At 60.7% G+C, this 25,829-nt stretch carries 22 protein-coding genes; 12 read left to right on the forward strand and 10 right to left on the reverse strand.

The window, feature by feature from the left end; all coding sequences use genetic code 11:
* Positions 1-160: 160 nt before the first annotated feature.
* From IB254_RS09540 to IB254_RS09550, 3 genes are all read right to left on the reverse strand, one after another.
* The gene (locus IB254_RS09540; protein ID WP_008034320.1) at positions 161-1,264 is read right to left on the reverse strand and encodes an extracellular solute-binding protein; all 1,104 of its coding nucleotides are present in this window, start codon (positions 1,262-1,264) and stop codon (positions 161-163) included.
* Positions 1,265-1,481: 217 nt separating this feature from the next.
* Positions 1,482-2,930 (reverse strand): aldehyde dehydrogenase family protein, encoded by a 1,449-nt coding sequence (locus tag IB254_RS09545; RefSeq protein WP_192417126.1) that lies wholly within the window; start codon positions 2,928-2,930, stop codon positions 1,482-1,484.
* Complete coding sequence (locus tag IB254_RS09550) at positions 2,927-4,564, reverse strand: 5-guanidino-2-oxopentanoate decarboxylase (protein ID WP_192417127.1); 1,638 nt, start codon at positions 4,562-4,564, stop codon at positions 2,927-2,929. Before IB254_RS09550 ends, IB254_RS09545 begins: the two co-directional genes overlap by 4 nt.
* A 160-nt stretch (positions 4,565-4,724) precedes the next feature.
* Between IB254_RS09550 and IB254_RS09555 the strand changes: the two genes are divergently transcribed.
* The gene (locus IB254_RS09555) at positions 4,725-5,606 is read left to right on the forward strand and encodes a LysR substrate-binding domain-containing protein (RefSeq protein WP_008034326.1); all 882 of its coding nucleotides are present in this window, start codon (positions 4,725-4,727) and stop codon (positions 5,604-5,606) included.
* Positions 5,607-5,739: 133 nt separating this feature from the next.
* Here IB254_RS09555 and IB254_RS09560 read toward each other — a convergent pair whose 3' ends face one another.
* The gene (locus IB254_RS09560; protein ID WP_192417128.1) at positions 5,740-6,354 is read right to left on the reverse strand and encodes an NAD(P)-dependent oxidoreductase; all 615 of its coding nucleotides are present in this window, start codon (positions 6,352-6,354) and stop codon (positions 5,740-5,742) included.
* A 41-nt stretch (positions 6,355-6,395) separates the two neighbouring features.
* On the reverse strand, positions 6,396-7,271 hold the full coding sequence (locus tag IB254_RS09565; RefSeq protein ID WP_192417129.1) for an MBL fold metallo-hydrolase: 876 nt from the start codon (positions 7,269-7,271) through the stop codon (positions 6,396-6,398).
* A gap of 229 nt (positions 7,272-7,500) precedes the next feature.
* On the opposite strand from IB254_RS09565, the gene IB254_RS09570 reads away from it, so the two are divergent.
* Both IB254_RS09570 and IB254_RS09575 read left to right on the forward strand, forming a co-directional pair.
* Complete coding sequence (locus tag IB254_RS09570; RefSeq protein ID WP_225602300.1) at positions 7,501-8,406, forward strand: LysR family transcriptional regulator; 906 nt, start codon at positions 7,501-7,503, stop codon at positions 8,404-8,406.
* A 225-nt stretch (positions 8,407-8,631) separates the two neighbouring features.
* Positions 8,632-8,808 (forward strand): hypothetical protein, encoded by a 177-nt coding sequence (locus IB254_RS09575; RefSeq protein ID WP_192417130.1) that lies wholly within the window; start codon positions 8,632-8,634, stop codon positions 8,806-8,808.
* 9 nt (positions 8,809-8,817) lie between these two features.
* Here IB254_RS09575 and IB254_RS09580 read toward each other — a convergent pair whose 3' ends face one another.
* Positions 8,818-9,714 carry a helix-turn-helix domain-containing protein gene (locus IB254_RS09580; protein WP_192417131.1) on the reverse strand — a complete coding sequence of 299 codons (897 nt, stop codon included), beginning with the start codon at positions 9,712-9,714 and terminating at the stop codon, positions 8,818-8,820.
* Positions 9,715-9,902: 188 nt separating this feature from the next.
* Here IB254_RS09580 and pobA point away from each other — a divergent pair, with 188 nt between their 5' ends.
* Positions 9,903-11,087: a 4-hydroxybenzoate 3-monooxygenase gene (gene pobA / locus IB254_RS09585; protein WP_192417165.1), complete on the forward strand. Its 1,185-nt coding sequence runs from the start codon at positions 9,903-9,905 to the stop codon at positions 11,085-11,087.
* Positions 11,088-11,166: 79 nt separating this feature from the next.
* The gene (locus IB254_RS09590; protein ID WP_192417132.1) at positions 11,167-12,684 is read left to right on the forward strand and encodes an MDR family MFS transporter; all 1,518 of its coding nucleotides are present in this window, start codon (positions 11,167-11,169) and stop codon (positions 12,682-12,684) included.
* Between the two features lie 122 nt (positions 12,685-12,806).
* Here the strand turns inward: IB254_RS09590 and IB254_RS09595 are convergent, their stop codons facing one another.
* The 4 genes from IB254_RS09595 to IB254_RS09610 form a co-directional block, all read right to left on the reverse strand.
* Positions 12,807-13,655, reverse strand: coding sequence for a cache domain-containing protein (locus IB254_RS09595; protein WP_008034341.1), 849 nt, complete (start codon positions 13,653-13,655; stop codon positions 12,807-12,809).
* A gap of 119 nt (positions 13,656-13,774) precedes the next feature.
* Entirely contained in the window at positions 13,775-14,650 is an 876-nt protein-coding gene (locus tag IB254_RS09600) for an ATPase (RefSeq protein WP_192417133.1), read from the reverse strand.
* Positions 14,651-14,758: 108 nt separating this feature from the next.
* Positions 14,759-15,751: an NAD-dependent epimerase/dehydratase family protein gene (locus tag IB254_RS09605; protein WP_008034350.1), complete on the reverse strand. Its 993-nt coding sequence runs from the start codon at positions 15,749-15,751 to the stop codon at positions 14,759-14,761.
* 54 nt (positions 15,752-15,805) lie between these two features.
* Complete coding sequence (locus IB254_RS09610) at positions 15,806-16,699, reverse strand: LysR family transcriptional regulator ArgP (RefSeq protein WP_192417134.1); 894 nt, start codon at positions 16,697-16,699, stop codon at positions 15,806-15,808.
* 96 nt (positions 16,700-16,795) lie between these two features.
* On the opposite strand from IB254_RS09610, the gene IB254_RS09615 reads away from it, so the two are divergent.
* The 7 genes from IB254_RS09615 to IB254_RS09645 all read left to right on the forward strand — a co-directional run bounded on the left by IB254_RS09615 (position 16,796) and on the right by IB254_RS09645 (position 25,818).
* The gene (locus tag IB254_RS09615; protein WP_192228598.1) at positions 16,796-17,197 is read left to right on the forward strand and encodes an ACT domain-containing protein; all 402 of its coding nucleotides are present in this window, start codon (positions 16,796-16,798) and stop codon (positions 17,195-17,197) included.
* Between the two features lie 5 nt (positions 17,198-17,202).
* Positions 17,203-17,805: a LysE/ArgO family amino acid transporter gene (locus IB254_RS09620; protein ID WP_008034357.1), complete on the forward strand. Its 603-nt coding sequence runs from the start codon at positions 17,203-17,205 to the stop codon at positions 17,803-17,805.
* 175 nt (positions 17,806-17,980) lie between these two features.
* Positions 17,981-18,577 carry a superoxide dismutase gene (locus IB254_RS09625; RefSeq protein ID WP_192417135.1) on the forward strand — a complete coding sequence of 199 codons (597 nt, stop codon included), beginning with the start codon at positions 17,981-17,983 and terminating at the stop codon, positions 18,575-18,577.
* Between the two features lie 813 nt (positions 18,578-19,390).
* On the forward strand, positions 19,391-21,442 hold the full coding sequence (locus IB254_RS09630; RefSeq protein WP_008036514.1) for a putative bifunctional diguanylate cyclase/phosphodiesterase: 2,052 nt from the start codon (positions 19,391-19,393) through the stop codon (positions 21,440-21,442).
* Positions 21,443-21,681: 239 nt separating this feature from the next.
* Complete coding sequence (locus tag IB254_RS09635) at positions 21,682-23,031, forward strand: imelysin family protein (protein ID WP_008032101.1); 1,350 nt, start codon at positions 21,682-21,684, stop codon at positions 23,029-23,031.
* Between the two features lie 269 nt (positions 23,032-23,300).
* On the forward strand, positions 23,301-24,728 hold the full coding sequence (locus IB254_RS09640) for a di-heme oxidoredictase family protein (protein WP_192417136.1): 1,428 nt from the start codon (positions 23,301-23,303) through the stop codon (positions 24,726-24,728).
* 25 nt (positions 24,729-24,753) lie between these two features.
* Positions 24,754-25,818, forward strand: a complete 1,065-nt coding sequence (locus IB254_RS09645; protein ID WP_192417137.1) for an imelysin family protein — start codon at positions 24,754-24,756, stop codon at positions 25,816-25,818.
* Positions 25,819-25,829: the final 11 nt, after the last annotated feature.

A 25,829-nucleotide genomic window follows, 5' to 3' on the forward strand; every position in this document is an offset into this window, starting at 1 on the left:
ACACAGGACCTCAAAACCACATTGGCCCCTTGTGGGAGCTAGCCTGCTAGCGATAGCGATCCGTCAGTCGACATCACTGCTGAATGTCAGACCGCAATCGCTAGCAGGCTAGCTCCCACAGGGGTTTGCAGTGTTCTAAAGACTTGTGTTCGCCACTCGATCAGGAAGAAAAGATTTCCGTGTAGCGACGAATCCATTGGTCATGCACGGAGGCCAGGAAGGCGTTGTCGTGCATGATCGCCTTCTCGGCGATCTGCTCCGGCGTGAGGATGTACGGGCTCTTGCGCGCTTCGGCGGAGATGATCGCCTTGGCATTGACCGGGCCGTTGTAAATGTCCTCAGCCATCTTGCCCTGCACCAGCGGGTCCAGAGAGTGGTTGATGAACGCGTAGGTCAGGTCGGTATCGCCCGGACGGTTTTTCGGCATCACCGACAACATCAGGTCGGTGTAGAAACCTTCTTTCATGCCGAACGTGGCGCCCAGGCCGTAGGCCGGATCACGGATCTGTTTCGGGAAGAAGGCCGGTGCGTACAAGCCACCCATGTCCAGGGAACCGGTGCGGAACAGCTCGGCGATCTGGTTCGGGTTTTCACCCAGGGTCACCACACGATCCTTCAGCTCGGCGAGTTTCTTGAAGCCGGGTTCGATGTTGTGTTCGTCACCACCGGCCAGTTTGGCAGCGATGATGATCAGGTCCATCGCTTCGGTCCAGTTCGGCGGCGGCAGGAAGATGTTCGGCGACAGCTCGGCGTCCCACAGGGCGGCGTAACTGTCCGGTGCTTCCTTGATGGTACGGGTGCTGTAGACCAGGCTGTTGCACCAGAGCAGGTAACCGATCCCGTGGCCATTGGCGCCGGTGCGGTATTTCTCCGGGACATCCACCAGGTTGGGGATGCGATTGAGGTCGGGTTTTTCCAGCAGGTTGGCGGCGGCCAGACCTTCGGCGCCAACGCCCGCCAGGGTGATGATGTCGTATTGCGGACGATCACCGCCGGCCTTGAGTTTGGCGACCATTTCCGAAGTACTGCCGGTGCGATCAGCGATGACCTTGCAGCCGTACTTGTCTTCGAACGTTGCGGCGATGTTGCGCAGTGCAGCCAGGCCGGTGTCATCGGACCAGGTCAGCAGGCGCAGGGTCTTGCCCTGGAAGCGCGTGTCGCTGGCATTGGCCTTGACGAAGGGCAAGCTCATGGCTGCCGCGGCAACCGAGGCCACGCCTACGGTTTTGATGAATTGACGTCTGTTCAGATCATGCTCGCCCATTACGGACTCCCTTTGTTTTTGTAGGTATAAGGCAGGTCGAAACTGTTGCATCCGCGCGGCCGGATCAGTGTTATCCCCCGTATTTTCGGGGGCTTGGCTGAACCAGTGAGTTCATCCTGAGGTCGTGTAAAACACCTGACTATCGATAAAAATTCATTGAAGCCATGACGCCAGCGCATGCCTCCTTTGAAGGCATGCGCTCACCTTTTTCGTGCCGTCAAACGGCGCGAATCACGTGTTTGATTTCCTGGAAAGCCTGCAAGCCCCATGGCCCCAATTCGCGACCGATGCTGCTTTGCTTGTAGCCGCCCCAGGCGGTCTGCGGGAAGATCACTTGCGGCGCGTTGATCCACACAAGCCCCGCCTGCAAAGCGTTGGCAACCCGATCCGCCGCCTCGGCGTTGCGCGTCACCACGCTGGCCACCAGGCCGAACTGACTGTCGTTGGCCAGGGCAATCGCCTCGGCTTCGGTGGCGAAACTGCGCACGCAGATCACCGGACCGAAAATCTCTTCACACCACAGCGCACTGTCGAGGGGCACTTCGGTGAAAATCGTCGGCTGCAAAAAATAGCCGCGTGGCAGGTCTGCGGGGCGATTGCCGCCGCAGATCAGCTTGGCGCCAGCACTCAAACCGCGATCGATGTGGCCGAGCACGCGCTGGTATTGCGCCTGATTGACCAGTGCGCCCATTTCCACGCTCGGGTCAAACGGGTCGGCCACGCGGATGGCTTCAGTACGCGCCTTCAGGCGCAGGAGGAATTCGTCGGCCAGTTCATCGGCGACCAGCACGCGGCTGGTGGCGGAACACATCTGCCCGGCGTTGAAGAAACCACCGCCACAGGCCACTTCCACGGCCAGTTCGATGTCAGCATCGGCCAGCACCAGCAGCGAGGATTTGCCGCCCAGTTCCAGGCTCACGCCCTTCACGGTTTCTGCCGCGCGCTGCATCACCTGCACGCCGACCGCATTGCTGCCGGTGAAGGAAATCTTGGCGATGCGCGGGTCCGCCGACATCGGCGCGCCGACCGCCAGACCGGTGCCGCAGACCACGTTGAACACGCCCTCCGGCAAACCGGCCTCGGCGATGATCGCCGCCAGTTCCAGCTCCGGCAGCGGCGTCACTTCGGAAGGCTTGAGCACCACACAGCAACCGGCGGCCAGGGCCGGGGCAAGTTTCCAGGCGGTGGTGACCATCGGGAAATTCCACGGCACGATCAGGCCGACCACACCACACGGCTCACGGCGCACACGGGCGCTGAAGTCGTCGGAGGGCAGCTCGACGTTGCTGTCCTGTTTGGCGTCGAGGCCTTCGGCCAGGCCTGCGTAGTACTCGAACGTAGCGATCACGTCATCGACGTCGATGGCCGCTTCGAACAACGGTTTGCCGTTGTTGCTCGACTGCAAGTGCATCAACTTGTCGCGACCGGCCTGCACGCCCGCAGCGATTTTGCGCAGGATGGCGCCACGCTCGGCACCGGTGGTTTGCGACCAGGCCTTGAAGGCTTCGGAGGCTGCGTTCGCGGCTTGATCGACGGCGTGTACATCGCCGCCATTCACGGTGGTCAGCAACGCTTCGGTGGCCGGGTTGATCACGCGCAGGTGTTCGCTGCCCGCCGACCATTTTCCGTCGATGAACAGACCGTCAAGCGTAGTGGGGAAAGTCATTTCGACACCGCCTTCATCCATTGGGTCTGATCGATTTCAATCAGGGTCGGGCCTTGGCGATCGGTGGCTACACGCAAGGCGCTGCGCAGTTGTTCAACACCGTTGACCGCTTCAGCCGCACAGCCCAGTGCCTTGGCGACACCGATGAAGTCCGGGGTGTAGATGTCTACGCCGACCGGCTCGATGGCGCGGTTGACCATGTATTTCTTGATCTCTTCGTAGCCCTGGTTATTCCACAGCAGGACGATCACCGGCGTGCGCGCTTCAACGGCGCTGGCCAGTTCCGGCAGGGTGAATTGCAGGCCACCGTCACCGATCAGGCACACCACCGGCGGACGTGCGCCGTTTTCAACGCTACCGCCGAGCCAGGCGCCAATCGCCGCCGGCAAGGCATAACCGAGGGTGCCGTAACCGGTGGACGAGTTGAACCAGCGGCGCGGGCGCTCCGGGTTGAAAGTCAGGTTGCCGGTGTACACCGGTTGGGTCGAATCACCAACGAACACCGCGTTCGGCAATTCGTGCAGGACGGTTTCGAGGAAACGGGTCTGGGCCAGTGTCGGCGCGTCCCAAGTGGCGGCGAGGTCTTCGCGCAGACGTGCGGCGCGGACCTGGCCCCAATCGTTGCGGCGCTCGGCCAGCGATTTGTGAGACAGCGCGCTCAGCAAGGCTTGGGCTGCGTTGCGCGAATCGGCCACCAGTGCGATGTGCGGCGGGTAGTTGCGCACGGTCTGGTCCGGGTCGATATCAACGCGCAGCAGCTTGCCGGGAATTTCGAAACCACCGGCGAAAGTGACGTCGTAGTCGGTCTCGGCCAGCTCGGTGCCGATGGCCAGCACCACATCGGCCTCGGCAACCAGGGCGCGAGTCGCGACCAGGCTCTGGGTCGAACCGATCAACAGCGGATGGCCGGACTCGAGCATGCCTTTGGCGTTGATGGTCAGCGCGACTGGCGCGTCCAACAATTCAGCCAGTTCAGTCAATTCCGCAGCGGCATCGATAGCACCGCCACCGGCGAGAATCAGTGGGCGCTTGGCGCCGGCGAGCAGTTCGGTCATGCGGCTGATGGCGCTTGGCGAAGCACCGGCGCGGTCGATGTTGACCGGCAGGCTGCTGAGCAGGTCGTCGGCTTCTTCAACCAGAACGTCCAGTGGAATTTCGATGTGAACAGGACGCGGACGACCGGCCTGGAACAGCGCGAAAGCGCGGGCCAACACGCCCGGCAGTTCGGACGCCGACATCAGGGTGTGGGAGAAAGCCGCCACGCCGCCGACCAATGCGCTCTGGTTCGGCAGCTCGTGGAGCTTGCCGCGTCCACCGCCCAACTGGCTGCGGGTCTGCACGCTGGAGATCACCAGCATCGGGATCGAATCGGCGTAGGCCTGGCCCATGGCGGTGGTGATGTTGGTCATGCCCGGGCCGGTGATGATGAAGCACACACCCGGTTTGCCGCTGGTGCGTGCATAACCGTCGGCCATGAAACCGGCGCCCTGTTCGTGACGCGGAGTGACGTGGTTGATGCTCGAACGGGCCAGCCCGCGATACAGCTCCACGGTGTGAACCCCGGGGATGCCGAACACCTGCTCAACCCCGTAATCTTCGAGTAACTTGACCAATACTTCGCCGCACGTCGCCATGTCTTTTGCCCTTTTTGTTCGTTTGAGACGCCGGGCCTGCGCAGTGTTTATGATGAGCGGGCAGGTCCAGGGATGGCCTCATTGGAACGGGCGACACGTAGCCGCAACAATGGATAAAAAGTCATACTAGCCATGTCCTCACGTCATACCTTGGATCCCAATGAAACGATTGCCTCCCCTGCCGGCGCTGCACACTTTTCTGATTACCGCGCAGTGCTGCAACTTCACCCGTGCGGCCGAACAGCTGTTCATCACCCAGGGCGCGGTGAGTCGACAGATCGCCGGGCTGGAAGAACATTTGGGTTATGAGCTGTTCATTCGCCAGGCCCGCGGCCTGGATTTGACGGCGGAAGGACGGGAGTGGCTGCCACGGGTGCAGCAGATTTTCGGCTTGATCGACGAGGCGGTGGAGCAGATCGGCGAGAAGCGCGAAACCCTGCAACTCAAGGCGCCGACCTGTGTGATGCGCTGGTTGTTGCCGCGCCTGTTGCAGTGGCAACGGGAGCGTCCGGATGTGCCGGTGGAGCTGACCACCACGGTCAAGCACGGCGTGGATTTTCATCGCGAGCAATTCGATGCGGCGGTGATGTATGGCGCGCCGCCGGACAACGCGCTGACGTCTTATCTGCTGTTCGATGAGCAACTGACGCCGGTGTGTTCGCGACCGATGCTGGAAGGGCCACAGGCCTTGCAGTCACCGGCGGATCTGCAACAGCACTTGCTGCTGCACCCGACGCGGGATGAGCGCGACTGGAATGCCTGGCTGAAAGCGGCGGATCTTCAACTGAGCAATGTCAGCAAGGGTCAGCATTTCGAAACCCTGGACCTGGCGATGTCGATGGCGTCTCAGGGGACAGGTGTGGCGATTGGCGATTGGTCGTTGATTGGCGATGACTTGAGTGCCGGGCGGCTGGTCATGCCGTTTGAATTGAAGGTGAAAACCGGGTTGGCGTATTACCTGGTATTCCCGGAGAAACCTGCACCTTCGCCGAAGTTGCGTGAATTGATGGGGTGGTTGGTGGAGCAGGCTCAATCGCGTTGAGCCCAGAAAGCTGGGCGCGTACTCCCTGTGGGAGTGAGCCTGCTCGCGATAGCGGTGGGTCATTTTACAATTATGTCGACTGACCCACCGCTATCGCGAGCAGGCTCACTCCCACATTGGTTTTCAGTGGGACTCAATACCCGACAGTAAACCGCTGACGGGAGTGCTTCGGCGCTTCCACTTCATCGAACATCGCAATCGCATAATCAGCAAACGTAATCCAGCTGCGCCCCGCCCCGCTCACCAGCAAATCATCCTTGCCAACCCGGAACGAACCCGTGCGCTCACCCTCGACAAACTCAGCCGAGGGCGACAGGAAGGTCCAGTCCAGTTCTTGTTCCTGACGCAGGTTCTGCAGAAACAAGGCACCGGCACTCGCCTCGGCTTTGTATGCTTCAGGGAAGCCTTCGCTGTCGATGACGCGGGTGCCGTTCGGCAGCAACAGCGAACCGGCACCGCCCACCACCAGCAGACGTTTCACCTCGGCCTTCTTCACCGGCGCCACAACGGCAGCGGAGGGAATCGTGGCGAAATGTGCCGCGCTGATGACCACATCATGCCCCGTCACAGCGGCTTGCAAGGCGTCACCATCCAGCACGTCGACATTCTTGCTGACCACCCCGGCACGCTGGCCGATTTTCGACGTATCGCGCGCGATGGCCGTAACGCTATGACCACGACGCAGGGCTTCTTCCAACAGTTGGCTGCCGGCACGGCCGGTGGCACCGATGATTGCGATGTTGCTCATGACGTTCTCCAGTGTGGATCAGTGTGAGTGGGTGAATCGGGTTACCACTTCATCTCGCCCTTGGCGACTTTGGCGCTCAGCTCCAGCGAGCTTTCTTCGCCCAGTTTCGGGTAGCGTTTTTTCATCGCGGCGATCAGCGCGGCGGCGTCTTTGGCCTTGGCGGTTTCTTCGTCGAAGGCTTTGATGTAATCCGCGGTGAACTGCACGGCGGCCAGGGAGCGGGCACTTTTGCCGAGGTAGTGACCCGGCACGAGGGTGTGCGGTTTCAGGGTTTCGATGGAGTGCAGCGTAGCCAGCCAATCAGCGTGGGACTGCGCGGTTTGGGTATCGGCCATCCACACGTGAATGTTTTCTGCGACGACCACGCCACCGACCACTGCCCTGATCGACGGGATCCACACAAAGGTGCGATCCGGTTGTTTGCCCTCAAGACCTACCACCTGCAACTTCTGCCCTTCGAGCATCAGGCTGTCGCCCTTGAGTACGTCCGGCACGATGGTTTTGGCCGGCACGTCGGCACCCATTTTCGGCCCCCAGAACGCCAGTTTGCTGTCGACGGTTTGCTTGATGTGGTCCACGGTCGGTTGCGAAGCGAGCACCTTGGCGTTGGGGAACGCGGCGGTCAGGGTGTCGAGGCCGAAGTAGTAATCCGGGTCACCGTGGCTGATGTAGATGGTGGTCAGTTGCTTGCCGCTGGCGCGGATTTTTTCCACCACTTGCTCAGCCTGGGATTTGCCGAATTGCGCGTCCACCAGAATCGCGTCTTTCTCGCCGCTGACCAGCACCGACGTCACCGGGAAGATCGCTTTCTCGCCGGGGTTGTAAACATCCAGCGTCAGCGTCGATGCCGCCGCATGGGCTGCGAAACCGAGGGTGGCCGTGGCCAGCAAAATACGCTTGAGGTTGAAACCGATCATCTGTTGCTCCGTTGTTTGATAGACGCCCTTTGTGTAGGAGCCGGCTTGCTGGCGATGGATTTGAAGACGCCGCGTTTATCCAGGAACTACGCGTTATCGTTAACGACCATCATCGGAACGCCGCCCGCAGCAAGCCGGCTCCTACAGAATATGGACAGAGCTTAGTTGCCTTATTCATTACAAAAAATGCGATGCTTAGACATAGTTTGTTTCTGAAAGCGGGCAAATCATGGATCGTCTACAAGCAATGCGCGTATTCGTCACGGTGGTCGACCTCGGCAGCCAGTCGGCCGCCGCCGATCACCTGGACCTGTCGCGGCCGGTGGTTTCGCGGTATCTGGCGGAACTGGAAGACTGGGTCGGCGCGCGCCTGATGCATCGCACCACACGCAAATTGAGCCTGACCGCCGCCGGCAGTGAAATCCTGCCGCGCTGTCGGCAGATGCTCGATCTGTCCACGGACATGCAGGCCGCCGTCAGTGAGCCGGACGATGCGCCGCGTGGCCTGCTGCGGATCAGCGTCAGCACCTCGTTCGGCCAGGCGCAATTGGCGGATGCGATGGCCGCCTACGTCAAACGTTACCCCGGCGTCAGCATCGACCTGCAGATGCTCGACCGCACGGTGAACCTGGTGGATGAACGCATTGATCTGGCGATTCGCACTAGCAATGACCTGGACCCGAACCTCATTGCGCGACGGCTGACGGTCTGCCGCTCGGTGATCTGCGCCGCCCCCGCTTACCTGCAGGAGCACCCGACGCCAATGCGGGTGGAAGACCTGAGCCAGCACAACTGCCTGACCCACTCCTACTTCGGCAAAAGCCTGTGGCATTTCGAGCAGGACGGCGAACCGGTCTCGGTGCCGGTGCAGGGCAACATCAGCGCCAACGAAGCGAGCACCCTGCTGCGCGCAACAATCGCTGGTGCCGGGGTGGCGATGCTGCCGAGTTATCAGGCGGGTGTGCATATCCACAGCGGCGAACTGATCCGCCTGCTGCCCCAGGCCGAACCGCGCCAGATGAACATCTACGCGGTGTATGCCTCACGCAAACACATGCCGGCGGCATTGCGCAGCGTGCTGGATTTTCTGGTGCTCAGGTTTCCGGAAGAACCGGCGTGGGATGCCGGCTTGTGAATACGTTCCCTTGTAGGAGCCGGCTTGCTGCGGGCGGCGTTCCGACGATGGCGTCCGTCCAGTCAATAAACAGGTTGACTGGCCCACCGCTATCGTCGGAACGCCGCCCGCAGCAAGCCGGCTCCTACAGGGGGTAGTCCGTGTTCTGATGCATGACTGGCAACTCACTGCCGCTGACCTATGCTGAACTTAGTACCGAAGGGTATTCGTTCAGAGGTCAACGCCATGAACACGAAAACAAGAAGATACCTCGCCATTTTCATCACCTGCGCGGTGACGCTGGTGCTGTACGGCACCGCGGCGTGGCGCGTTGAGCAATTGCGAAACCTGCCCCGTGAGTACGCGAGCTGCAACTTCGAGCGCTGCATTCCCCACAACGCGACCCTCAACGCCCTCCGGTGATGAAGGGGATCAGGCCTCGTTGTCCTGATCGGCCTTCAAGCGGTCGCGAAACGCCTTGGGTGAGATCCCCACACGACGCCGGAACAGGCGCGTGAAGTTGGTCGGATCGGAAAACCCCAACACATCGGACATTTCATAAATGGTCATGCTGGTGTAGGTCAGCAAACGCTTGGCCTCCAGCAATTGCCGTTCGTGCATGATCTGCAACGCCGGTTGTCCCGCCAGTTCACGGCACGTGCCGTTGAGGTGCGACACCGAAATCCCCAGCCGATGCGCCAGGTCTTCGACCTTGACGTGCTGGCGATACGTCTCTTCCACCAGTTGGATAAACCCGTTGAGGTATTCCCGCGCACGTTGCGGGCGCTGACTGGCCGAGCGACGCTGCAACGCCTGCCGGCTGACCCACACCATGATCACGCTGACCAGCGAATGCATGAGCATTTCCCGGGCCGGTTGATGACCGGTGTATTCGCTTTGCAGCGCAGAAAACAGGCTGTTGAGGTACTCGCTGTCGTTGCCGGCCGGATAACTTTCGGCCTGGGCCAGGGCATTCACCGAGTTGCCCAGTTGCGCCTGAAGATGGGCGACCAGCGGCGCGGCGAGGGTCACGACAAAGCCTTCGACATCCTCGGTAAAACGATAACCGTGCACCGATAACGGCGGCAGAACCAGGATCGCCGGTTCGCCCAATTGCGTACGTTTGCCTTCGATTTCAAGCTCTGCCTGACCTTTGAACACGAAGAGCAACTGGCATAAATCGGCGTGGCGATGGGGTTTGATTTCCCACTGGTGTTCGCGGCTGCGTTTGGAAATGGTTTCACAGTGCAGCAAGTCCGGGGTCGGCCAGTCCAGGCTTTCACCGTAGAGCTTGAACACCGGTATCGAAGGCAGGGCAGGCTTGTTCATAACTTCAATCCAGGCCTCGGGAAGTGACGGGCGATAATCGCACCGATTGGCAGAAAGTACAGCTATCGGCTCAGTTTTCACCTTCAATTGACAGACCCGCAAGTGAAAAATGCAAGCACTCGATCCATAAAAATTATTCACCGACGCAGGTCGTGTGGAGCTTGCGAGTCATAAAAACAATGAAAACACTGAAAACCCAAGTCGCCATCATTGGCGCCGGCCCTTCCGGTTTGCTGCTCGGCCAATTGCTGCACAACGCCGGTATCGACACCCTCATTCTCGAACGCCAGACCCCGGACTATGTGCTCGGGCGAATCCGTGCCGGTGTCCTCGAACAAGGCATGGTAGAGCTGCTGCGTCAGGCCGGCGTCGGCCAGCGCATGGACGCCGAAGGGCTGGTTCACGGCGGCTTCGAACTGGCCCTCGACGGGCGCCAGGTGCACATCGATCTGCACGCCCTGACCGGGGGCAAAACCGTGATGATCTACGGGCAAACCGAGGTCACTCGCGACCTGATGGCCGCTCGTCGGGAGGCCGGCGCGCAGACCATCTATGAAGCCAGCAACGTCGTGCCTCACGGCATGAAAACCAATGAAACGTTCGTGACGTTCGAAAAGGACGGCGAAACGTATCGGCTCGATTGCGACTACATCGCCGGTTGCGACGGTTTCCATGGTGTCGCGCGGCAATCGATTCCCGCCGACAACCTGAAGGTGTTCGAACGGGTTTATCCGTTCGGCTGGCTGGGGATTCTTGCCGACACGCCACCGGTTCACGATGAACTGGTCTACGCCCGTCACGAACGCGGTTTTGCCCTGTGCAGCATGCGCTCGGCGACTCGCACCCGGTATTACCTTCAGGTCCCTGCCGACGAGGCTGTCGAGAATTGGTCCGATCAACGTTTCTGGGATGAGCTCAAATCCCGTCTGCCTGCTGCGCTGGCCGAGTCTTTGGTGACCGGGCCGTCCATCGAAAAAAGCATCGCGCCGTTGCGCAGTTTCGTGGTTGAACCGATGCAATACGGACGGATGTTTCTGGTCGGCGACGCCGCGCACATCGTCCCGCCGACCGGCGCCAAAGGCCTGAACCTGGCGGCCAGCGACGTCAGTACGTTGTTCAATATCCTGCTGAAGGTTTACCGCGAAGGCCGTGTCGACTTGCTGGAGAAATACTCCGAGGTCTGCCTGCGCAGGGTCTGGAAAGCCGAACGATTTTCCTGGTGGATGACCTCGATGTTGCACCGTTTTGACGATCACGATGCGTTCAGCCAGCGCATCAGCGAGTCGGAGCTCGATTACTTCGTCGACTCCGAGGCGGGTCGGAAAACCATTGCAGAAAATTACGTCGGACTTCCGTATGAGGCTATCGAATAGCCTGCTACCGACTTACACTGGCGAGCATACCCGCTCGCCCTTGCCTCCTGCGGGACCCTCACTGCCCGCAGGTTCTCCCGTGACCAATCTCAACCAGCCTGAAACGCCCAAACCGGCCATCCGGAGCGTGCTGATCGCCCTGATGCTGGCCATCTTTCTCGGGGCGCTGGATCAGACGATCGTCGCTGTATCGATGCCCGCCATCTCCGCGCAGTTCAAGGACGTCAGCCTGCTGGCCTGGGTGATTTCCGGCTACATGGTGGCGATGACCGTGGCCGTGCCGATCTACGGCAAACTCGGCGACCTGTACGGTCGGCGCAAGTTGATGCTGTTCGGCATGGGGCTGTTCACGATTGCTTCGTTCTTCTGCGGCATGGCCCAGAGCATGGAGCAACTGGTGCTGGCGCGGATTCTTCAGGGCATTGGCGCCGGCGGGATGATTTCGGTCAGCCAGGCGATCATCGGCGACATCGTGCCACCTCGCGAACGCGGTCGTTATCAGGGCTATTTCAGCAGCATGTACGCGGTTGCCAGCGTCGCCGGCCCGGTGCTCGGCGGTTACATGACCGAATACCTGTCCTGGCGCTGGGTGTTCCTGATCAACCTGCCGCTGGGCCTTGGCGCCTGGCTGGTCGCCCGTCACACCTTGGTCGGGCTCCCGGTGCCGCAGCGCAAACCGATCATCGATTACCTCGGCACCGTGTTGATGATCATCGGTTTGACCGCCTTGTTGCTCGGCATTACTCAGGTCGGCCAGGGGCATTCGTGGCGCAGCACCGAGGTACTGGGTTTGCTGGGTTGTGCGGTGGTGGTCCTGGCGTTGTTCGTCGGGCATGAGCGACGTGCACGGGAGCCGTTGCTGCCGATGCACCTGTTCGCCAACCGCAACGCGATCCTGTGCTGGTGCACGATTTTCTTCACCAGTTTCCAGGCGATTTCGTTGATTGTGCTGATGCCGTTGCGCTTCCAGAGCGTGACCGGCGCCGGGGCTGACAGTGCTGCGCTGCACCTGTTGCCACTGGCCATGGGTTTGCCGATCGGCGCGTATTTCGCCGGGCGCCGAACCTCGGTGACCGGACGCTACAAACCGATGATCCTCGCGGGCGCCCTCCTCATGCCGATCTCGATCCTCGGGATGGCGTTCAGTCCGCCACAGGCGGTGGTGCTCAACAGTCTGTTCATGGTGCTCAGCGGGATCGCCTCCGGTATGCAGTTCCCGACGTCATTGGTTGGGACGCAGAATTCGGTGGAACAACGGGACATCGGCGTGGCGACCAGCACCACCAACCTGTTCCGCTCCCTGGGCGGCGCGGTGGGCGTGGCGTTGATGTCGGCGTTGTTGCTGGCATTGCTGCAAGACTCGAGTTTCGCCCATCTGGCCGGCTCGACGCTGATTGCCGAGGGCAGCTCCGGGAACGTCTTGCTGGATGGCCTGAACGCCGCGCCGGGGGATGCACAGAACGCCTTGCGCGCCGAACTGCTGCTGACCTTCCGGCATTTGTTGATGGTCAGTGCGGCGGTGTCGTTGCTTGGGTTGGCCGCGGCGATTGCCATGCCGAACCGGGTGTTGCGTGGGCGGGAAGACAAGGCTCGGTAGTTGAACCGAGTCGCGGCCTTCGCGGGCAAGCCTCGCTCCTACAGGATCGCGTAGTCCTTGTAGGAGCGAGCGGTGCGGCGATCCGACTTGCCCGCGAAGACGTCATCCCATGTGATAGAGATTCAAGGGCTGTAATACCCCACAGCCACCAGAAAATGCCCGACCTTCTTCAGGTACGCATGCTTGTCTTCGACCTTGCCGGTCACCGGGTTTTTCCACCGGTACGCGTATTCGCCATAATCCTGCCCGGCCATCAACGCCAGGATCGGCTCGCCGACCGGCTTGCCTTCAGGGTCCTTGATCTTGCCGAAATCGGTGTTGATCAAGCGCAGATTGGTGCCATGGGCGACATATCGCTGGGTATCGAGGTTGACGACGAACACATACAAGTCATCCTGCAAATAACCGCCCTTGAGCGAGTTGATCGACGTGAGTGTGCCCTTCTCATCCTTGGCCAGATCGGTCGCCGCTTTGTTCAGCAACGCCATCGCCTGCTCTGCCGACGCCCTTGGCAAGTAGTACCCCACCGCCAGAATCCGCTGGCCGACCCGTTGGTAGAACACATGCTTGCGTTCGACCTTGCCGTCGGACCAGTTCTGCCAGCGATACTCCGCTTGCTGAATGCCATTGCCCTCCGGCACTTTCAACGCGTCCTTGAAAGCTTTCTGCAAATCCGGCCCGAGCACATCCGATACATCACGCCCGATCAACGCCGAAGAAGGCCCTCCGCTGGCGAGCATCACGCCTTTGGTATCGAGCACAAACACGTAGCGGTCCTTGTCGACAAACTCGCCCTGACGACTGAAGGCCGCGAACGCCTTGTCGCCATTGTCGTGGTAATAGGCCAGGGCTTTTTCCAGCAAGGCGATGGCGGCCTGGCTGTCGTCCTTCTCGGTGCCGGCGGCTTGTGCCTGCCCCAGGCACAGCAACAGCATCCCGCCCAGCAGGGCCAACCTGTGCAAAAACCCCATTGCGCATCCCTCGTTCTCTTCGGTGTTTGAAGAGCGTAGACGGCAATGGGGCATGTATGGATATTCAGCGAACCGCAGTCTGCAAAATGGTATTGCAGCGAATTACTGCGCCTTCAGCCTCAAGGCCTGGCCCGCAACTGCTGCTGCAAATTCTGAATCTGTGCCTGAAGGGTGTTGATGTTGCGGGTGACCTGGCTACGGAAGGCGTCGAACTCGGCGGTACTGGATGGGCCTGACGCGGCGGCCGGGCGGTTGTCCTGTTCGCTTTTGAGCACGATCATGTCTTGCTCAAGGCGTTCGATGGCGGCGCTCGGGTTGCCTTGTTTTTTCAGCGCGGTGATGTCGGCGCCGAGGCTTTTTAGCTGGGCATCAAATTTGTCAGTGTCCGCCGGGGCGCTTTTCAGGGCGGCCAGTTCACTGCTCAGGGCTTTGACCTGGGCCTGCAATTGCGTGTTGGCAGTCTGGTGCTCGGTGTTCTGGGCGGTGGCTTGCGCCAGGCGCTTGTCCAGATCGGCGGTTTGCGCAGTCATTTGCGCCAGACGCTTGTCCAGGTCCGACGTCTGGCCGGCAACGCCCTGCTGCTGTTTGCTCTGGTCCTGGAGTTTGCTTTCCAGCTGCCTGATTTGCAGTTTCAGCGCTTCGCTGTCGCTGGTGACGTTGGTCTGACTGGCGACCACCTTGCCGGAAATGTCCTGCAAGCGCCCCGCTGCATCCTCACTGATACGCGCGAAACTTTCCTGGGTCGCCACCAGTTGCTGTTCCATCAGCGAGATCTGCTGAAAGCTCCACCACGCAAGGCCGGCAAACGCAAAGAACAAGGCGCCGACCAGCGCCCACAACGGACCGGTGCTGGCCGCCCTGACCTTGACCACCGGCGGCGTGCGCGAATGCACGGCGGTGCGGGCGGTGGGCACAAAATCATCGTCGTCGAGGCTGTCGGCACGCAGGCTCGGTACATCGTCGAAGTCGTCGTTGGCATCGTTACGCATGGACATTGAGTCAACCTTTGTGGAACGCGGTGATGGCTTGATGGGGCGAAGTATAAACCCGTCAGCCGCATCGATTGACCCTGAACCCCACTCTGCGTTCAGTAACGGGATTTGTCAGTGAATGTCCTGAGCCTTCCACCAGCCGCAGAATTCATCGAGGGCCGTCCAGAGACTGACCTTCGGGTCGTAGTCCAGATAATGCCGCGCGCGGCTGATGTCCAGGGTGAAATTTTTGTTCATCACTTGCATACCCAGGCGCGATAGGGTCGGCTCGGGACGACCCGGCCACAGTTTGCACGCGCCCTCGTTAAGCGCCGCTACGGCGTAGGCCAAGCCGTAGGAACGGTAGCGGGTCACCTGTGGAACGTCCATTTTGCGCATGACGTAGTTGACCACGTCCCACAACGGAATCGGTGTGCCGTTGCTGATGTTGTAGGCCTTGCCCAACGCCGAACCGCTGGCCAGCAAGCTGCTGAGCAACGCTTCGTTGAGGTTTTGCACGCTGGTGAAATCAACCTTGTTCAAACCGTTTCCGATGATTGCCAGGCGACCTTTGCGTTGCATGTTCAACAGTCGCGGGAAGATGCTCATGTCACCGGCACCGGTCACGAAACGCGGGCGCAGGGCCAGGGTTTCGAGGCCGAACTCCTGGGCGCCGAAGACCTTTTGCTCGGCCAGGAATTTGGTCGCGGCGTAGGGATGCTTGAAGCGCTTGGGCACCTGTTCTTCGGTCAATCCGAGGTGATCGCGGCCGTCGAAGTAGATCGACGGCGAGGACAAATGCACCAGTCGCCGCACACGTTGCTTCAGGCAGGCTTCGACCACGTTTTCGGTGACCTGCACGTTGCCTTGATGAAAGTCCTGATAACGTCCCCACACGCCGACAGCACCGGCGCAATGCACCACGGCTTCGACATCGGAACACAGATCGCGCGCCAGTTGCGGGTCGCTCAAGTCGCCCGCAATGAACTCGGCGCCACGGCGCACCAGATGTTCGACGCTTTCGGCCCGGCGACCGTTGACCCGCACGTCCAGGCCCTGCTCCAGGGCGAAACGCGCAAAGCGCCCGCCGATGAAGCCGCTTGCGCCGGTGACCAGAATCTTCATGTAGTGCTCCGAATATTTCGTTTTGCGTAGTGCGTGAGGTCTTGACGCTGCCGGTCAGGTCAACGGCACCAGCCATTGCTTCGACGAGCGCACCAATTGATCGGTCAGCAACCCCAGCAACTGACCGCCATTGCGCCAATGATGCCAGTACAGCGGCACATCGATGGGCTTATCTGGCAAAAGCTCCACCAGAACGCCGCGCTCAAGTTGCTCGCGCACCTGCAATTCCGGCACCAGTCCCCAGCCGAGACCGGCTTCCGCCAGGCGAATGAAGCCTTCGGATGACGGGCATAAATGGTGTTCGAAACCGCCGTCTACGCCGAGGGACGCGAGGTAGCGATGCTGTAGGAAATCGTCCGGCCCAAACACCAGCGCCGGCGTTTTCGACAACTGATCGGCGCGCACGCCATGCGGAAAATGCCGGGCGATGAACGCCGGGCTGGCCAGCGCGCGATAACGCATGGCGCCCAACAGGACGCTGCGCGCCCCGGCCACCGGACGTTCGCTGGCACAGACACACGCCGCCACTTCGCCTGCACGCATGCGTTTGAGGCCGACGGTCTGGTCCTCGACCACCAGGTCGAGCAGCAAATGTTGCTCGGCACAAAAGTCGCCGACCGCCTCGGCCCACCAGGTGGCGAGGCTGTCGGCGTTCAGCGCGATGCGCAGACGTTCCGGCAGGCCTTCTTCATCCAGCGCCGGCACCAGTGTCTGGAGGTCGCGCTCGAGCAAGCGCACCTGCTGCACGTGGTTGAGCAAGCGCCGACCGATTTCAGTCGGTGTCGGCGGCGTTACCCGCACCAGCACCGGTTGGCCGACCCGCGCTTCCAGCAGTTTGATGCGCTGCGAGATCGCCGATTGCGACAACCCGAGAACCTGCGCGGCACGTTCGAAGCCGGCCTGCTCAACCACCGCGGCCAAGGCAGACAGCAATTTATAGTCGAACATCAGTTCTCCTAATGAGCGATCAGCATGATTGGTTTTTCTTATACAGGTTAGCAGCAGAGAATGCCCGGCAAGAACTCTTGAACAAGGATTACCGACATGGCTGGCGAAACTTCACTGGCAACACTGCTACGCAGCATGAGCCCGCAACTCAACGCTGGCGAATACGTGTTCTGCACCCTGCGGGACGGTCAATTGCCATCGAACCTTGAGATTGTCGGCAGCTTTCGCGAGCAGGAAGGTCTGACGGTGATTCTGGAACGCTCCCACGCAGAACGGGCCGGTTTCAGCTTCGACTACGTCGCAGCCTGGATCACCCTCAACGTGCATTCGGCCCTGGAAGCCGTCGGCCTGACCGCCGCGTTCGCCACCGCGTTGGGCCAGGCCGGGATCAGTTGCAACGTGATCGCCGGTTACTACCACGATCATTTATTCGTCGGCCAGGCCGATGCCGAACGCGCCCTGCAAGTGTTGCGGGATCTGGCAGCCAACGCGGAGTAAAACTTATGTGGCAAAGCTATGTGAACGGCCTGTTGGTGGCCGCGGGGCTGATCATGGCGATCGGCACTCAGAATGCGTTTGTGCTGGCCCAGAGCCTGCGACGTGAACATCACCTGCCGGTGGCAGCGCTCTGCGTGACCTGCGACGCGTTGCTGGTAGCGGCCGGCGTATTCGGTCTGGCGACCGTTCTGGCGCAAAACCCGACCTTGCTGGCCATCGCTCGCTGGGGCGGCGCGGCGTTTCTGCTGTGGTACGGCAGCCTCGCGCTGCGCCGGGCCTGCTCGAAGCAAAGCCTGCAACAGGGTGAAAACCAGACGGTCCGTTCACTGCGCGCGGTGATGCTCAGCGCCTTGGCGGTGACCTTGCTCAACCCGCATGTTTATCTGGATACCGTGTTGCTGATTGGCTCTCTCGGTGCGCAACAAACCGAGCCAGGGGCTTACGTTGTCGGTGCGGCCAGCGCTTCGCTGCTTTGGTTTTTCACGTTGGCGCTGGGCGCCGCATGGTTGGCGCCATGGCTGGCTCGGCCAAGTACATGGCGGATTCTTGATTTGTTGGTGGCAGTGATGATGTTCGCCGTTGCCGGCCAACTGATCATCGCTACCTGATATTCCAAATGGCTCTGGAACCTCTATTCCACACAGTTGTTGCGTGGTTATGCCGCACCCCCGGTGCTATGATCCGGTTCGATGCGCCGCAAAGAGTACAAACTCCCCGGCGCTTGTCTGGCCGCCCGTGATCGGCCTTGCGCTCACCGCAACTGACCTGATTAGGAGAATCATCATGGCTTTCGAATTGCCGCCGCTGCCTTACGCACACGATGCCCTGCAGCCGCACATTTCCAAGGAAACCTTGGAGTACCACCACGACAAGCACCACAACACCTACGTCGTGAACCTGAACAACCTGGTGCCAGGCACCGAGTTCGAAGGCAAGACCCTGGAAGAGATCGTCAAGTCTTCCTCGGGCGGTATCTTCAACAACGCCGCTCAAGTCTGGAACCACACTTTCTACTGGAACTGCCTGGCGCCAAACGCCGGCGGTCAACCAACCGGCGCACTGGCTGAAGCCATCAATGCTTCCTTCGGTTCGTTCGACAAGTTCAAGGAAGAATTCAGCAAGACTTCCATCGGCACCTTCGGTTCCGGTTGGGGCTGGCTGGTGAAAAAGGCTGACGGTTCCCTGGCCCTGGCCAGCACCATCGGCGCCGGCAACCCGCTGACCAACGGCGACACCCCGCTGCTGACCTGCGACGTCTGGGAACACGCTTACTACATCGACTACCGCAACCTTCGTCCAAAATACGTCGAAGCGTTCTGGAACCTGGTCAACTGGAAATTCGTGGCTGAGCAGTTCGAAGGCAAAACCTTCACCGCTTAAGCTCGACGCCAGTCAAAAAACCCGGCTTTTGCCGGGTTTTTTTATGGGTTTGGAAACGTACAAAGCCAGGTGTTTCCGTAGAACGGGTCGGCTGTAAGGCCGCCATCGCCGGCAAGCCGGCTCCTACACAAGCAGACCCGCGCCCCCACCCGCTTCTCACCACTCATCAGGCCGAGCGTTAGCTCGCCTTCAGCTTTTGATCTGAGCGCCCCTTCGGGAGGCCGAGTGGAGGTTCTGCGCAGTGGGCACCGCGGCAAGGATGCCGCGGTAGCCGCCCCCGGCCATGGATGGCCGATGGCGGCGGGCCCACGGAGCAGGACCGGAGCGAGGGAACGCCGAGCCTAAGCGAGGGGCCGGACGCCGGGGCGAAGCCTTTTGCTTACTTTTCGGCGTTTGGAAAAGTGAGTCGCCGTAAGGGCGAAACCCTAAGTGGCCGTTACCGCAGCAATGGATATGTACACCCCAAAAAAAGGGTCCGCCATGACGCCGCCATCGCCGGCAAGCCGGCTCCTACAGAGAAACAAGTTGAATCCAGAGAAGGCCGATTTCCGATAATGAAACCAGTCTTCCCCCCCTTGCCCCAACGCCATACCCGTCTACCATCAACCAAATGGAAAATAAGTCCAAATCCCCCTCAAGTTGAAGGACTCGACTACCGACACAGTACTAATAGGGCAAATACTCCAGGCAACAGCATTTCGGCCAACCCACAGGCAAATTCCCCTGTGTTTGATTGTCCCTTTGACTGCCATCACCGGATTGCCAATACTCATGGCAACTTGATGCTACCTGCACGGAACAAGGAATGACTCTTTGAAGCTGGAACTCAAGAACAGCTTGTCGGTGAAGTTGCTCCGGGTCGTGCTCCTGTCGGCATTGATCGTCGGCGTGGTCTTGAGCTGCGCGCAGATCGTTTTCGATGCCTATAAAACACGCCAGGCCGTGGCAGGCGATGCCCAGCGCATCCTCGACATGTTCCGCGACCCCTCGACCCAGGCCGTCTACAGCCTGGACCGGGAGATGGGCATGCAGGTGATTGAAGGCCTGTTTCAGGACGACGCCGTCCGCCAGGCCTCCATCGGCCACCCCAATGAAGCCATGCTGGCGCAAAAATCCCGCGAGTTGCAGCAATCCAACAGCCGCTGGCTGACCGACCTGATCCTCGGCAAGGAACGCACCTTCACCACTCAACTGGTGGGTCGCGGCCCGTACAGCGAGTACTACGGCGACCTGAGCATTACCCTCGACACCGCCACCTACGGACAAGGGTTCATCGTCAGCTCGGTGATCATCTTCATTTCCGGAGTATTGCGCGCCCTTGCCATGGGGCTGGTGCTGTATCTGGTCTACCACTGGCTGCTGACCAAACCGCTGTCGCGGATCATCGAGCACCTGACCGAAATCAACCCGGACCGCCCCAGCGAACACAAGATTCCACAGCTCAGAGGCCACGAGAAAAACGAACTGGGCATCTGGATCAACACCGCCAACCAGTTGCTCGAGTCCATCGAGCGCAACACCCACCTGCGCCACGAAGCGGAAAACAGCCTGCTGCGCATGGCCCAGTACGATTTCCTCACCGGCCTGCCCAACCGCCAGCAATTGCAACAGCAACTGGACAAGATCCTCGTCGACGCCGGCAAACTGCAACGCCGGGTCGCGGTGTTGTGTGTCGGCCTCGATGACTTCAAGGGCATCAACGAACAATTCAGCTATCAGACCGGTGACCAACTGCTGCTGGCGCTGGCTGATCGCCTGCGGGGCCACAGCGGTCGCCTTGGCGCCCTCGCCCGACTGGGCGGCGATCAGTTCGCCCTGGTTCAGGCCGATATCGAGCAACCCTACGAAGCCGCCGAACTGGCGCAAAGCATTCTCGATGACCTGGAAGCGGCATTCGCCCTCGATCATCAAGAGATTCGCCTGCGCGCCACCATCGGCATCACCCTGTTCCCCGAGGATGGCGACAGCACCGAGAAGCTGCTGCAAAAAGCCGAGCAGACCATGACCCTGGCCAAGACTCGCTCGCGCAACCGCTACCAGTTCTATATCGCCAGTGTCGACACCGAGATGCGTCGCCGTCGCGAATTGGAAAAGGACCTGCGCGACGCGTTGATCCGCGACCAGTTCTACCTCGTCTACCAACCGCAGATCAGCTACCGCGATCATCGGGTGGTGGGCGTCGAAGCATTGATTCGCTGGCAACATCCCGAACACGGGCTGGTGCCGCCGGACCTGTTCATCCCGCTGGCCGAGCAGAACGGCACCATCATTGCCATTGGCGAATGGGTGCTGGATCAGGCCTGTAAACAATTGCGCGACTGGCATGACCAGGGCTTCACCGACCTGCGCATGGCGGTGAACCTGTCCACGGTGCAGTTGCACCACGCCGAGCTGCCGCGGGTGGTCAATAACCTGCTGCAAATGTACCGCCTGCCACCGCGCAGCCTGGAGCTGGAAGTCACCGAAACCGGCCTGATGGAAGACATCAGCACCGCCGCCCAGCATCTGCTGAGCCTGCGTCGTTCCGGTGCGTTGATCGCCATCGACGACTTCGGCACCGGTTACTCATCGCTGAGCTACCTGAAAAGCCTGCCGCTGGACAAGATCAAGATCGACAAGAGCTTCGTACAAGACCTGCTCGATGACGACGACGATGCAACCATCGTTCGGGCCATCATCCAGTTGGGCAAGAGCCTTGGCATGCAGGTCATTGCAGAGGGGGTGGAAACCATCGAGCAAGAGGCCTACATCATTTCCGAAGGCTGCCACGAAGGTCAGGGCTACTTTTACAGCAAGCCGCTGCCGGCGCGAGAACTCGGCGCCTATCTCAAGCAGGCCCAGCGCAGCAACGCGGCTATTTTGTAAAAATCAAAAGAGATCGCCGCCTCGTTTCACTCGACAGCTCCTACATTGGACCTCGTGCGCCTGTAGGAGCTGTCGAGTGAAACGAGGCGGCGATCTTTTGATCTGCGACACAATCACTGTCTGAATAAGAAATATTTCCAAGAACAACTCTTTACACATAATGCGAAAGATTTGCATTATGTCGCAGTTTTGCGCGCTAGCTGCGCCATTCCACCCCCTCTCGAAGCAGGATGTTCGCCATGATTCGTATGCCTCTGGCTACCGCCAGTCTGTTGGCCATCGCTATTTCCCTCGCCGGTTGTGGCGAAGGCAAAGACAAAGCTGCCGCCCCAGCGCCTACGCCAGCCGCCACTACCACGGCCCCGGCCGCTGCGCCTGCGCCAGCTGCTGCCGGCAAAGTCGACGAAGCCGCTGCCAAAGCCGTTGTCGCGCATTACGCCGACATCGTCTTCGCCGTTTACAGCGATGCCGAATCCACCGCGAAAACCCTGCAAACCGCCGTCGACGCCTTCCTCGCGAAGCCGAACGCCGACACCCTGAAAGCCGCCAAGGCTGCCTGGATCGCTGCTCGCGTTCCTTACCTGCAGAGCGAAGTGTTCCGCTTCGGCAACACCATCATCGACGACTGGGAAGGTCAGGTGAACGCCTGGCCACTGGACGAAGGCCTGATCGACTACGTCGACAAATCCTACGAGCACGCACTGGGTAACCCGGGCGCGACCGCCAACATCATCGCCAACACTCAAGTTCAGGTCGGCGAAGACAAGATCGACGTGAAAGACATCACCCCGGAAAAACTCGCCAGCCTGAACGAGCTGGGTGGTTCCGAGGCCAACGTCGCCACCGGCTACCACGCCATCGAATTCCTGCTGTGGGGCCAGGACCTGAACGGCACCGGCCCTGGCGCCGGCAACCGTCCAGCCTCCGACTACCTGGAAGGCAAAGGCGCCACCGGCGGTCACAACGATCGTCGTCGCGCTTACCTGAAGTCCGTGACCCAACTGCTGGTCAGCGACCTGGAAGAAATGGTCGGTAACTGGAAGCCGAACGTGGCCGACAACTACCGCGCCACCCTGGAAGCGGAACCGGTGGATTCCGGCCTGCGCAAAATGCTGTTCGGCATGGGCAGCCTGTCCCTGGGCGAATTGGCGGGCGAGCGCATGAAGGTTTCCCTGGAAGCCAACTCCCCTGAAGACGAACACGACTGCTTCAGCGACAACACCCACAACTCGCAGTTCTACGATGCCAAAGGCATTCGTAACGTGTACCTGGGCGAATACACCCGTGTCGACGGCACCAAAATGACCGGCGCCAGCCTGTCCTCTCTGGTGGCCAAGGCGGACCCGGCGGCCGACACCGCGCTGAAGGCCGACCTGGCTGCGACCGAAGCCAAGATGCAGGTCATTGTCGATCACGCCAACAAGGGTGAGCACTACGACCAGTTGATCGCTGCCGGCAACACCGCTGGCAACCAGATCGTTCGTGACGCCATCGCTTCGCTGGTCAAGCAGACCGGTTCGATCGAAGCCGCCGCTGGCAAGCTGGGCATCAGCGACCTGAACCCGGACAACGCTGATCACGAATTCTGATCAACGCTGGCTGAGTGATTCAAAGAGGCGACCTTCGGGTCGCCTTTTTCATGCCTGCCAGATACCGCCCCCCTGTAGGAGCGAGCCTGCTCGCGATGGTGTGTCAGCCAAGCAAGTGTCGACTGACACACCATCGCGAGCAGGCTCGCTCCTACAAGGGATCGGAAGAAACCCTGCCCCACATCAACCAAACGATAATTCCTCTTATTCAATCTCCCCTGCCCTGTTAGACTTTGCGCCCTTGTTTTGCTCGTCTTGCAGGATGTCTGATGCCCTCGCTGCCTCTTCGCTTGTCCGCACTGTTTCTGGCCCTGGGCCTGAGTGCCTGCGATGACGCCCCGCGTTTTACCCAGGCCGAACCCGGTGAAGCCAGGTCCGGTGGCAGCGCGACCGTGCGCAAGACCGATCAGAACGCCTTTTCCCTGCCCTCCGCCAACCTGCCGCCGTCACGGCGCGTGGACTTCAGCGTCGGCAACAGCTTCTTCCGCAACCCCTGGGTGATCGCCCCGTCGACCACCACGGCCCGCGACGGCCTCGGCCCACTGTTCAACACCAACGCTTGCCAGGGCTGCCATATCAAGGACGGTCGCGGTCACCCGCCTGCACCTGATGCGGTGAACGCCGTTTCGATGCTGGTGCGCCTGTCGATACCGGATTCACCGACCTACGCCAAAATCATCGAGCAGCAAGGTGTCGTGCCCGAGCCGGTCTACGGCGGCCAGTTCCAGGACATGTCGGTGCCCGGTGTGGCGCCGGAAGGCAAGGTTCGGGTTGATTACACGCCGGTGCCGGTGCGCTTCAAGGACGGCACCGAAGTCGAGTTGCGCAAGCCGACATTACAGATCACCCAACTCGGCTACGGCCCGATGCACCCGGACACGCGTTTCTCGGCGCGCGTCGCCCCGCCGATGATTGGCCTCGGTTTGCTCGAGGCGATCCCGGAAGAAGCGATCCTGGCCAATGCCGCTGCGCAGGCCAAAGAGAAAAACGGCATCAATGGCCGACCGAACCAGGTCTGGGATGACGCACAACAGAAAACCGTCCTCGGCCGATTCGGCTGGAAGGCCGGGCAGCCGAACCTCAATCAACAGAATGTTCACGCGTTTTCTGGTGATATGGGCCTCACGACCAGCCTGAGACCCTTTGATGACTGCACCGAGGCGCAAACCGCCTGCAAACAGGCGCCGAACGGCAACGGCCCGGACGGCGAACCGGAAGTCAGCGATAACATTCTGCGTCTGGTGCTGTTCTACAGCCGCAACCTTGCCGTACCGGCTCGCCGCGATGTCGGCACACCGCAAGTGCTGGCCGGCAAGACCCTGTTTTTCCAGGCTGGTTGCCAGTCCTGCCACACACCGAAATACACCACCGCCGCCAACGCGGCAGAACCTGAACTGGCCAATCAAGTGATTCGCCCTTACAGCGATCTGCTGCTGCACGACATGGGCGACGGCCTGGCCGACAACCGCAGCGAATTCCAGGCCAGTGGCCGCGACTGGCGCACGCCGCCGTTGTGGGGCATCGGCCTGACGCAGGCAGTCAGTGGCCACACCCAGTTCTTGCATGACGGCCGCGCCCGCAATCTGCTCGAAGCCGTGCTCTGGCATGGCGGCGAAGCAAAAGCGGCCCAGCAACAGGTTTTGTCTTTCAATGCCGAGCAGCGCGCGGCGTTGCTGGCGTTTTTGAATTCCCTTTAAACGTATTCCTTAGCGGGAGCCCTAAATGTTCCGTCCCAAGTTGTTGTTCACCAGCCTTGCCGCACTCGCCCTCGGCGCCTGCTCACCGCAGGATCCGCAGGCTGTCACGTCGGCGGCCATCGCCAAATCGGTGATCCTGCCGACCTACACGCGCTGGGTTGAAGCCGACCGCCAGTTGGCCGTCAGCGCGCTGGCCTATTGCGAAGGCAAGGAAAACCTCGACACCGCCCGTGCCGATTTCCTGCATGCGCAGAAAGCCTGGGCCGAGCTGCAACCGTTGCTGATCGGGCCGCTGGCCGAAGGCAATCGCGCCTGGCAGGTGCAATTCTGGCCGGACAAGAAAAACCTGGTGGGCCGTCAGGTCGAGCAACTGGTGACCGCGCAACCGCAGATCGATGCCGCCGCCCTGGCCAAATCCAGCGTTGTGGTGCAAGGCCTCTCGGCTTACGAATACATCCTGTTCGACAGCAAACCTGACGTGGCCAACGAGGCGCAAAAAGCCAAGTATTGCCCTCTGCTGAAAGCCATTGGCGAGCGTCAGAAACAGCTGGCCGAAGAGATTCTGAAAACCTGGAACAACACCGACGGCATGCTCGCGCAGTTGAGCAAATTCCCGAACCAGCGCTACGCCGACTCCCACGAAGCGATTGCCGATCTGCTGCGTGTACAGGTCACCGCTCTCGACAGCCTGAAGAAAAAACTCGGCACGCCGATGGGCCGCCAGACCAAGGGTGTGCCGCAACCGTTCCAGGCTGACCAGTGGCGCAGCCAGTCGTCCCTGACGAGTATGGAAGCGAGCCTCGCCGCCGCCAAAACCGTGTGGGAAGGCGTCGACAACAAAGGCCTGCGCGGCTTGCTGCCAAGCGAGCAGAAACCCTTGGCCGACAAGATCGACGCCGCTTACGCCGCGTCCCTGAAACTGTTCGCCAGCAACCAGCGTTCGCTGACTGAAATGCTCAACGACGACGCCGGTCGCCAGCAGCTCAACGACATCTACGACAGCCTCAATGCCGTCCACCGCCTGCACGAAGGCGAACTGGCCAAGGCGCTGGGCATCCAACTGGGCTTCAACGCCAACGACGGTGACTGATGAGGGCAAGT

Origin of the sequence: Pseudomonas sp. PDM03, assembly GCF_014852385.1 — a bacterium.
Lineage (GTDB): Bacteria > Pseudomonadota > Gammaproteobacteria > Pseudomonadales > Pseudomonadaceae > Aquipseudomonas > Aquipseudomonas migulae.

What these genes read in the sequence shown, in the direction of transcription:
- IB254_RS09540 (WP_008034320.1), bottom strand. Translation starts at nt 1,264, where the DNA reads ATGGGCGAGCATGATCTGAACAGACGTCAATTCATCAAAACCGTAGGC.
- IB254_RS09545 (WP_192417126.1), bottom strand. Translation starts at nt 2,930, where the DNA reads ATGACTTTCCCCACTACGCTTGACGGTCTGTTCATCGACGGAAAATGG.
- IB254_RS09550 (WP_192417127.1), bottom strand. Translation starts at nt 4,564, where the DNA reads ATGGCGACGTGCGGCGAAGTATTGGTCAAGTTACTCGAAGATTACGGG.
- IB254_RS09555 (WP_008034326.1), top strand. Translation starts at nt 4,725, where the DNA reads ATGAAACGATTGCCTCCCCTGCCGGCGCTGCACACTTTTCTGATTACC.
- IB254_RS09560 (WP_192417128.1), bottom strand. Translation starts at nt 6,354, where the DNA reads ATGAGCAACATCGCAATCATCGGTGCCACCGGCCGTGCCGGCAGCCAA.
- IB254_RS09565 (WP_192417129.1), bottom strand. Translation starts at nt 7,271, where the DNA reads ATGATCGGTTTCAACCTCAAGCGTATTTTGCTGGCCACGGCCACCCTC.
- IB254_RS09570 (WP_225602300.1), top strand. Translation starts at nt 7,501, where the DNA reads ATGGATCGTCTACAAGCAATGCGCGTATTCGTCACGGTGGTCGACCTC.
- IB254_RS09575 (WP_192417130.1), top strand. Translation starts at nt 8,632, where the DNA reads ATGAACACGAAAACAAGAAGATACCTCGCCATTTTCATCACCTGCGCG.
- IB254_RS09580 (WP_192417131.1), bottom strand. Translation starts at nt 9,714, where the DNA reads ATGAACAAGCCTGCCCTGCCTTCGATACCGGTGTTCAAGCTCTACGGT.
- IB254_RS09595 (WP_008034341.1), bottom strand. Translation starts at nt 13,655, where the DNA reads ATGGGGTTTTTGCACAGGTTGGCCCTGCTGGGCGGGATGCTGTTGCTG.
- IB254_RS09600 (WP_192417133.1), bottom strand. Translation starts at nt 14,650, where the DNA reads ATGTCCATGCGTAACGATGCCAACGACGACTTCGACGATGTACCGAGC.
- IB254_RS09605 (WP_008034350.1), bottom strand. Translation starts at nt 15,751, where the DNA reads ATGAAGATTCTGGTCACCGGCGCAAGCGGCTTCATCGGCGGGCGCTTT.
- IB254_RS09610 (WP_192417134.1), bottom strand. Translation starts at nt 16,699, where the DNA reads ATGTTCGACTATAAATTGCTGTCTGCCTTGGCCGCGGTGGTTGAGCAG.
- IB254_RS09615 (WP_192228598.1), top strand. Translation starts at nt 16,796, where the DNA reads ATGGCTGGCGAAACTTCACTGGCAACACTGCTACGCAGCATGAGCCCG.
- IB254_RS09620 (WP_008034357.1), top strand. Translation starts at nt 17,203, where the DNA reads ATGTGGCAAAGCTATGTGAACGGCCTGTTGGTGGCCGCGGGGCTGATC.
- IB254_RS09625 (WP_192417135.1), top strand. Translation starts at nt 17,981, where the DNA reads ATGGCTTTCGAATTGCCGCCGCTGCCTTACGCACACGATGCCCTGCAG.
- IB254_RS09635 (WP_008032101.1), top strand. Translation starts at nt 21,682, where the DNA reads ATGATTCGTATGCCTCTGGCTACCGCCAGTCTGTTGGCCATCGCTATT.
- IB254_RS09640 (WP_192417136.1), top strand. Translation starts at nt 23,301, where the DNA reads ATGCCCTCGCTGCCTCTTCGCTTGTCCGCACTGTTTCTGGCCCTGGGC.
- IB254_RS09645 (WP_192417137.1), top strand. Translation starts at nt 24,754, where the DNA reads ATGTTCCGTCCCAAGTTGTTGTTCACCAGCCTTGCCGCACTCGCCCTC.